Below are 6,882 nucleotides of genomic sequence, written 5' to 3'. Positions count from 1 at the left end.
AGCAGGGCCGGGCCGACTTCGGCAACGTTGCGGCGCGGCGCGGCGCGCACGCGCGCGCCGGCCTGCATGCCGTGCGCGTCGCCGAAGGGCATCAATGTCAGATCGCGACCGCGCACGGCCACGACCTCGGCCAGCGCATGCACGCGGCCGTCTTCGTGCAGCACCTCGCACAGGTCGCCCATTGCGAGCGCCGGACCCGCGCTGGTGACGGTCAGGCCGCTGACGCCGCGCAGCCGGCCGAACGGCCGGGCCAGCGTCGCCTGCCGCGTCGCGTCGAACAGCGCGTCCATCGAGTTCATGCCGCGTCCCCCGGCGTGCTCGGCCCACTGCCTTCCGCCAGAGCGGAAGACGGGCGATTCGAGGCGCGGTCGGACTTGCGGTTCGACTTGTGGTCCGCCTCCTGGTCCTGAGTCGACAACGCACGAGTCCAGGCCTGGCCGAGCGCGCGCAGCTGCGTGTCCAGGCCGATGTCGAGCCCGCCGTCCTCGTCCTCGATCAGCGCGCCCATCGGTCGCACCGACGGGTCGGCGACCGCTTCGACGCGTGTCATCAGCGCCTGCAGGCGGTCTTCCGAGACCGCGAGCTTCAATGCGGCGAGATCGTCCGGCGACAGGCGCAGCGTCGGACGCGGCGTGCCGGCCCAACGATCCAGCGCCGCCTCGATGAGCGGCAGCAAGCTGTCCTTCACCGCGCCCGAACGCCCGACGACGCGGCACAGCGCCTCGAACGCCAGGCCGGCCGCCTGCGCGGCGACGCGCTCGCGATGCGCGCGTTGCTCGTCGTCGGAGCGTTGCAGGGCCTCTTCGAGCGCTGCGATCGCGGCTTCCGCGGCAACCTGTCGCTCGGCGGCTTGTTTCTGAGCCTCGACGGCCAGCACCTCGCGCTCGCGCGCCAGTTCCTGCTGCGCGTCCTTGCGTCCTCCGGCGAGTCCCTGCTGATAACCGGCGCGCTCCGCCTCGGCGAGCGCCGCGGCGACCTGTGCCTCGAGCTCGACGGTCTGCGCCGACTGCGTCTCATCGGAGAAGCCTGCGCCCGTGCCGCCCTGCTGCGCGACGCCAGGCGTGATCGACGCGGACGCCGCCGATGCGGCCGCGGCTGCAGCGGCAGACGCGCCCGCAACGACCGGCTTCGCAGCCAGCGTCTGCGCATGCGCCTGCGCGACCTGCGCGTGATACGGCAGGCCGCGGACGACCGTCGTCAACCGCAGTCCCTTCAGGACCTGCGGCGCCGGCTTGGCGGCGTTGTGGCGACTCATCGAGCGCTCCGCCCCGCACGCCAGCGCGACAGCAGTCGGCCCAAGGGCGAGGCGCCGTCCGACGAGCCCAGGTTTCTCGAGCTTCTCGACGACGGGCCGGCATGGCCTGCCGACACCGGATGCAGCGCGTCGAGGCGCTGCGCCAGCAGATCCAGCAATCGAGCGTCGGCAGCCGTGGCGCCCGCATCGGACTCCGCGCGCAGCCGCATCGCTTCGACGACGTCCTGCCGCAAGGCCGGCTGCAGATGGCGCACGGCTTCCGCGCGCCACGCCCAGTCCCGCACGGTCAGCAGGCGCGCGAGCAATGCCACCGGCTCGCTCGACAGCGTCCGGACCAGGGCCGGGACGCCTTGGGCGGCCACCCAGCGATCGATCGCCGTCACCGCAGCCGTGGACGGGATGTCGTCCGAAGCGTCCACGTGATTCGTGGAATGGCCGATGGACACCGGCTCAGCACCAGCACCAGCACCAACACCAACACCAACTCCGGCGATCGCGCCGCCGGCACCGGCCACTGCGGCACGAGGCTGCGATGAGGCCTCCACCGCATCGTGCACCGGCGCCTGCTGCAGTGCCGCCTCGACGATCGCCCGCTCACGCGGCAGACCCATCGTCGTCAGTTCGGCCAGCAAGGCTTCGACGGTATCGCGCTGCTGCGCCGGCAACTGCGCGATCGCCCAGCGGCGGTCGGCCGGCGCGAGCGCGTGGATCAGCGCGGCCGCCTGCCGCAGTCCGGCATCGCCCGCGCCCTGCGCCAGCGCCGCCTGGAAACTCTGGTCGCTCATCGCGCCGCCCCCTCCGCGCCGCGCGCGGCGTCGGCCGGCGCGTTGCCGTCGGTCCATTGACGCAATTGCGCCAGCACGCGTTCGCGTTCGCCGTCGTTCAGAGGACGCGGTTCGGCGGCCCGGGCGCCGGAGGACATGCGTCCCACCAGCACCGCGCCGATCAGCGCGATCAGGCCGGCCAGCACCCACAGCACGATGCGCTGCGCGTCCGGGCCTGCGGCCGGGGCGACATCCTGGGACGTCGCGGCACCGGCCGTGTCGAAGCTGCCGGAGACGCCGCCGTTGGCGCCGTTCGCCGCGCTTGCGGCCATCGATCCGGCTACACCGGCACCCGCGATGCCGCCGCGCGGATCCGCGCCCAGCATGTCCAGCGACTGCACCGTGATCACGTCGCCGCGATCGGCCACCGCGCCCACCGCCGCCGACAGCGCGGCGCGCAGGCGCTCGACCTGCGCGGCATCGAGCCGCTGGCGCACCACCGCCAGCACCTGCAGGCGTTGGATGGCGCCGGGCCGCTTGACGACCTGCTCGACGCGTTTGCCCAGCTGGTATTCGGTATCCCGCGTGGACCGGCCCGGCGATTGCGCGCCGTCGCGCACGCCGGTGGTGGCCGGCGCTTCGGTGAGCGTCTCGCGCTCGCGCAGCACCGAGCCCTGCGGCACCTCCCCGCCGGTACCGGCGCCCAGCACCTCTTCCGACGTCACCCGCACCTGGTCCAGGTCCAGCGTGACGGAGACGCTGCTGACGAACTGCTCCGCCCCGTAGGCCTGCGACAGCACCTGCGCGACCTTGCGCTCGAGCTGGCGTTCCACGTCCTGCTGCAGCTCCGCGCGGCCCGCGCCGTCGCCGTCCGCGCCGCCCGAGCGGCTCAGCACGACGCCGCGCTGGCTCAGCACCGTCACGTCGTCGACGGCGATGCCCGGCACCGCCGCGGCCACCAGCCGCTGCACGCCCGCGACCTGGTCGGCCTTCAGCGTGCGACCGTGGCGCACGCCGACGGTCACCGACGCCTTGGCGCGCTGCGGCTCGCGCTTGAGCAGCCCGTCCTCCGCGAACACCAGGTGCACGCGCGCCGTCTCGATCTCCTCGAGCGACAGGATGGTGCGCGTGATCTCGCCCTGCAGCGCGCGCTGGTAGTTCACCTTCTGGGCGAATTCGGTCATGCCGAAGTCGTTGGTGTTGAACAGCTCGAAGCCCACCGCGCCGTGCAGCGGCAGGTCGCGCGCCATCAGCTTCATGCGCAGCTTGTGCACCTGCGCCTTGTCGACCAGGATGGCCTGGCCGTCCTCGGAGACCTGGTACGGCACCTTCATCTTCTCGAGCTCGGCCGTCATCGCGGCGGCGTCCTGCGGCGCCAGCGCGTTGAACAGCACGTCGCGCTCGGTCTTCAGCAGCAGCACGCCGGCGACGACGACCGCCAGCACGATGACCACCGCGCCCACGCTCAGGCCCGCGCGACGACGTCCGTCCAGCTTGTTCCACAACTCCCGCATCTCGTCCCTCGATCCTCGTGGCGGCCGGGGCTCTTGGCGCCCGATCCGCATCCTGCTCCGCCGGGCCGCCGGTTCGGCGTCCCCTGCTCTTCGTGTCCATCCCCGCGCGTCTCAGCGCGACCCCGCGCGTCGGCGCGCCCGTCACACCTGCATGCGCATCACGTCCTGGTAGGACTCCAGCAGCCGGTTGCGCACCTGCATGAAGAGCTGGAACGAGATCCGGCTCTCTTCCATCTTCATCATGACCTGATGGAGGTTGACGGGCTGGCCCTCGGCCAGCGCGCGCATCGTCGACTGCGCCTGCGTCCAGTCGGACTGGACGCCTTGCAGGCCGTCGCTGACCAGCTTGCCGAAATCGGCGCCGCCGACGGTGCCCGGGGCATTCGCGGCTGCCGTCGCGGCGTTGGCGCCGGCGCCCTGCGCGGCGGCCGTCGCGGCCCAGGCCACGGGCCGGAGTTCGGTCAGCGCCGACAGCGCCATGCCCGGTTCGATGAAGGGGATCGCCTGCGTCATGTCAGCCTCCGTTGCCGATGTCCAGCGCGCGCAGCGCCATCGTGCGGCCGGTGTTGAGCGCGGCGACGTTGGCCTCGTAGGCCCGCGACGCGCTCATCATCAGCATCATCTCGGCCGCGTTGTCGACGGCCGGGTAGTACACCTTGCCCGCGGCGTCGGCCATCGGGTGGGCGGGGTCCTGCACCGCACGCGCCTCGGCGCCCACGGATTCGATCTGGTAGGCCGGGCCGGTCAGGCCCTGGCGCACCATCGCGTCGAAGCCCACGCCGCCGACCGCCTGCGACGCGGCCAGCGCCGTCACGCGCAGCGGCTGGAAACCGCCGCGCGCGCTGCCGCTGACGGTGTTGGCGTTGGCCAGGTTGGCCGCCGAAATCTCGTAGCGCAGGCGCTCCAGATCCATGCCGGCGGCGCTGATGGCGAAACTCGCTTGGATGTCCATGTCGGGTCCTTGGTGCTGTCGTGTGCGCTCAGCGCTTGCCTTCGGTCACCGCGCTCTGCAGCACGCCGTAATGGCGCGACAGCGCCTTGAGCAAGGCCTGGTACTGCAGGCTGTTGGCGGCCATGTCCACGGCCTCCTGGTCCAGGCGCACCGGCATGGGTTCGCCGCCGGGGCCGAGCGCGGGCACGACCTCGGGCGCCGCGGGCACGCCGGTGCTCGAGAGCGCGTCCATCTGTGCCTCGAAGCTCACGGTCTGGCGCGTATAGCCGGCGGCGCCGGCGTTGGCGATGTTGGCGGCGATCACGCGGTGGCGCAGTTCCGCGGCGTCGAGCGCGGCGCCGACCAGCGCGGTGGAGAGGGCTTCGATCTGCATGAAGGTGTCCTTGGAAAATCGGTCGTCAGAGCGCGGTCAATGTGCGGCCAATGCGCCGTCACTGCACGATGAGGTCGGCGTGCAACGCGCCGGCTGCCTTGACGGCACGCAGCACGGAGATCACGTCGCGCGTGCCGATGCGCATGCGGGTCAGCGCCTGCACGAGGTCGGCGACGGTGTTGTCGGCGGTCACGTAGGCGGCGCGTTCGTTGTCGCCGACGTCCAGCCGGCTGTTGGTCACCAGCGCCGTGCGCACGCCGCCGCCCGGCCGGCCGATCACCAGCGGCTGCGACACCGAGGTCTCGGCCGAGACCGACACGCGCAGCTCGCCGTGCGAGACCGCGACCGCGGAGATGCGCACGTCGCCGCCGGCCACCACGGTGCCGGTGCGTTCGTTGATGACGACACGCGCGCGGCGGTCGGGGTGCACGGTGACGTTCTCGACCTGCGCGAGGAAGGCCACCGGGCGCGCCAGGTAGGCCTCGGGGATCTGGATCTCCACGCCGCCGGCGTCGCGCGGTTCGGCCAGCGTGACGCCGAAGCGCGCGTTGATCGCGTCCGCCATGCGCGACGAGGTCGTGTAGTCGGGCTCGTTGAGCACGAAGGTGACCGTGGCACGCGCGGCCTGCGCCGGCAGGCCGGTCTCGACGGTCGCGCCGCCGGGGATCGCGCCGACGGTGGGATGGTTCTTCTGCACCACGTTGCCGTTGGCGTCGTAGCGGTAGCCGCCCACCGCCAGCGGTCCCTGCGACAGCGCGTAGATGCGGCCGTTGGGCGCCTTCAGCGGCGTCAGCAGCAGCGTGCCGCCGACGAGGCTGCGCGCGTCGCCGATGGAGGTCACCGTGACGTCGATCGTGTCGCCGGGCTTGGCGAACGGCGGCAGCTGCGCGGTCACCATCACGGCGGCGACGTTGCGGCTCTGCACCTGGTCGGGCGTCACGCTCAGGTTGAACTGCGACAGCGCGTTGGACAGCGCCTGGCGCGTGGCGCGGTTGGACGGACCGTCGCCGGTGCCGGCCAGACCGGTGACCAGGCCCTGGCCGATCAGCGCGTTCTCGCGCCAGCCCTGCACCTTGCCCAGGTCCTTGAGCCGCAAGGCGTCGTCGGGGGACGGCACGGACGCGGGCGCCGCCGCCAGCGCGGGCGCGCAGCAGAGCACGGCGGCGAAAGCCACGGCGAAGGCCGAAGCCGGCATCGATCGGAACACAGACATCACAGACATCACGGGCCTCATCACAGTCCGAACCACGAGCGCACGCGCTGCCACCAGGGCACGCGCTGGCTGTCGGTGAGCGCGCCCGCGCCGTCGTAATCGATGGTCGCGTCGGCGATGCGGCTCGACAGCACGACGTTGCCGTCGGTGATGTCCTGCGGACGGACCTGGCCGGTCACGCGGATCTGCTGCTTTTCCTGGTTGATCACCAGCGACTGCTCGCCGCTGACGCGCAGGTCGCCGTTGGGCAGCACCTCGGTCACGGTGACCGACATCTGCGTCACCAGCTTGCCGGCGCGCGAGGTGCGGCCGCCACCGTCGAAGTCGCCGGTCGTGGCGACGCCGACATCGCGGCGGAAGTTGCTCGAGTCACGGAACAGCTCCAGACCGGCCGAGTTCTTGCGATGGCTGCCCGAATCGGCGCTGGCCACGGCGCTGGCGTTCTCGACCACCTGGACCGTCAGCACGTCGCCGACGCGGAAGGCCTTGTTGTCGGCGGTCAGCGGGCGGTAGTTGGCCTCCTCGTAGAGGCTCTGCGCGGCGGCGGGCGTCGCGGCGGCGAAGGCCAGCAGCATCCCGATGAGCGCAGCGGAGGCGGCCTTCAGGCCGCGCGCGCCACGTGTCGTGTCGTTCGTCATTTCACCTCCACTTGACCGTCGCCCGCCACGCGGGCCATCACGGTGTCGCGCCGGCCCGGCAGGCGCACGCGCACCCACGAGCCGGCTTGTCCATCCTGCAGCGCGGTCGCCGCCAGTTGCAGCGTCACGCGACCCGCGGACGCGCTGGCGACGATGCGTTCGCCGCCGCTCAC

General features: G+C 72.3%; 9 protein-coding genes and 1 pseudogene. All 10 read right to left on the bottom strand.

The annotated features are described in order from the left end of the window. Positions 1-299, bottom strand: a pseudogene (locus VF536_RS20900) (hypothetical protein); the annotation flags it as partial. Then, positions 296-1,255 carry a FliH/SctL family protein gene (locus VF536_RS20895; protein WP_331616802.1) on the bottom strand — a complete coding sequence of 320 codons (960 nt, stop codon included), beginning with the start codon at positions 1,253-1,255 and terminating at the stop codon, positions 296-298. The pseudogene VF536_RS20900 and the gene VF536_RS20895, both read right to left, overlap by 4 nt. After that, positions 1,252-2,040: a hypothetical protein gene (locus tag VF536_RS20890; RefSeq protein ID WP_331616801.1), complete on the bottom strand. Its 789-nt coding sequence runs from the start codon at positions 2,038-2,040 to the stop codon at positions 1,252-1,254. The genes VF536_RS20895 and VF536_RS20890 overlap by 4 nt, the downstream gene beginning before the upstream one ends. Then, the gene (fliF, locus tag VF536_RS20885; protein ID WP_331616799.1) at positions 2,037-3,533 is read right to left on the bottom strand and encodes a flagellar basal-body MS-ring/collar protein FliF; all 1,497 of its coding nucleotides are present in this window, start codon (positions 3,531-3,533) and stop codon (positions 2,037-2,039) included. Before fliF ends, VF536_RS20890 begins: the two co-directional genes overlap by 4 nt. 141 nt (positions 3,534-3,674) lie before the next feature. Further along, entirely contained in the window at positions 3,675-4,046 is a 372-nt protein-coding gene (fliE, locus tag VF536_RS20880; RefSeq protein ID WP_331616798.1) for a flagellar hook-basal body complex protein FliE, read from the bottom strand. Between the two features lies 1 nt (position 4,047). Then, positions 4,048-4,485 (bottom strand): flagellar basal body rod protein FlgC, encoded by a 438-nt coding sequence (locus VF536_RS20875; protein ID WP_331616797.1) that lies wholly within the window; start codon positions 4,483-4,485, stop codon positions 4,048-4,050. A 28-nt stretch (positions 4,486-4,513) separates the two neighbouring features. Beyond that, positions 4,514-4,858 (bottom strand): flagellar basal body protein, encoded by a 345-nt coding sequence (locus VF536_RS20870; RefSeq protein ID WP_331616796.1) that lies wholly within the window; start codon positions 4,856-4,858, stop codon positions 4,514-4,516. 58 nt (positions 4,859-4,916) lie between these two features. Further along, positions 4,917-6,080 (bottom strand): flagellar basal body P-ring protein FlgI, encoded by a 1,164-nt coding sequence (locus VF536_RS20865; RefSeq protein ID WP_331616795.1) that lies wholly within the window; start codon positions 6,078-6,080, stop codon positions 4,917-4,919. An 11-nt stretch (positions 6,081-6,091) separates the two neighbouring features. Next, complete coding sequence (locus VF536_RS20860; RefSeq protein ID WP_331616794.1) at positions 6,092-6,709, bottom strand: flagellar basal body L-ring protein FlgH; 618 nt, start codon at positions 6,707-6,709, stop codon at positions 6,092-6,094. Continuing rightward, positions 6,706-6,882 carry a flagella basal body P-ring formation protein FlgA gene (locus VF536_RS27750; protein ID WP_414710422.1) on the bottom strand — a complete coding sequence of 59 codons (177 nt, stop codon included), beginning with the start codon at positions 6,880-6,882 and terminating at the stop codon, positions 6,706-6,708. Before VF536_RS27750 ends, VF536_RS20860 begins: the two co-directional genes overlap by 4 nt.

It is taken from the genome of Roseateles sp. (assembly GCF_036486225.1).
Lineage (GTDB): Bacteria > Pseudomonadota > Gammaproteobacteria > Burkholderiales > Burkholderiaceae_C > Roseateles.
The sequence above is the reverse complement of the archived record's forward strand: the minus strand, read 5'-3'. Positions and strand labels throughout refer to the sequence as shown.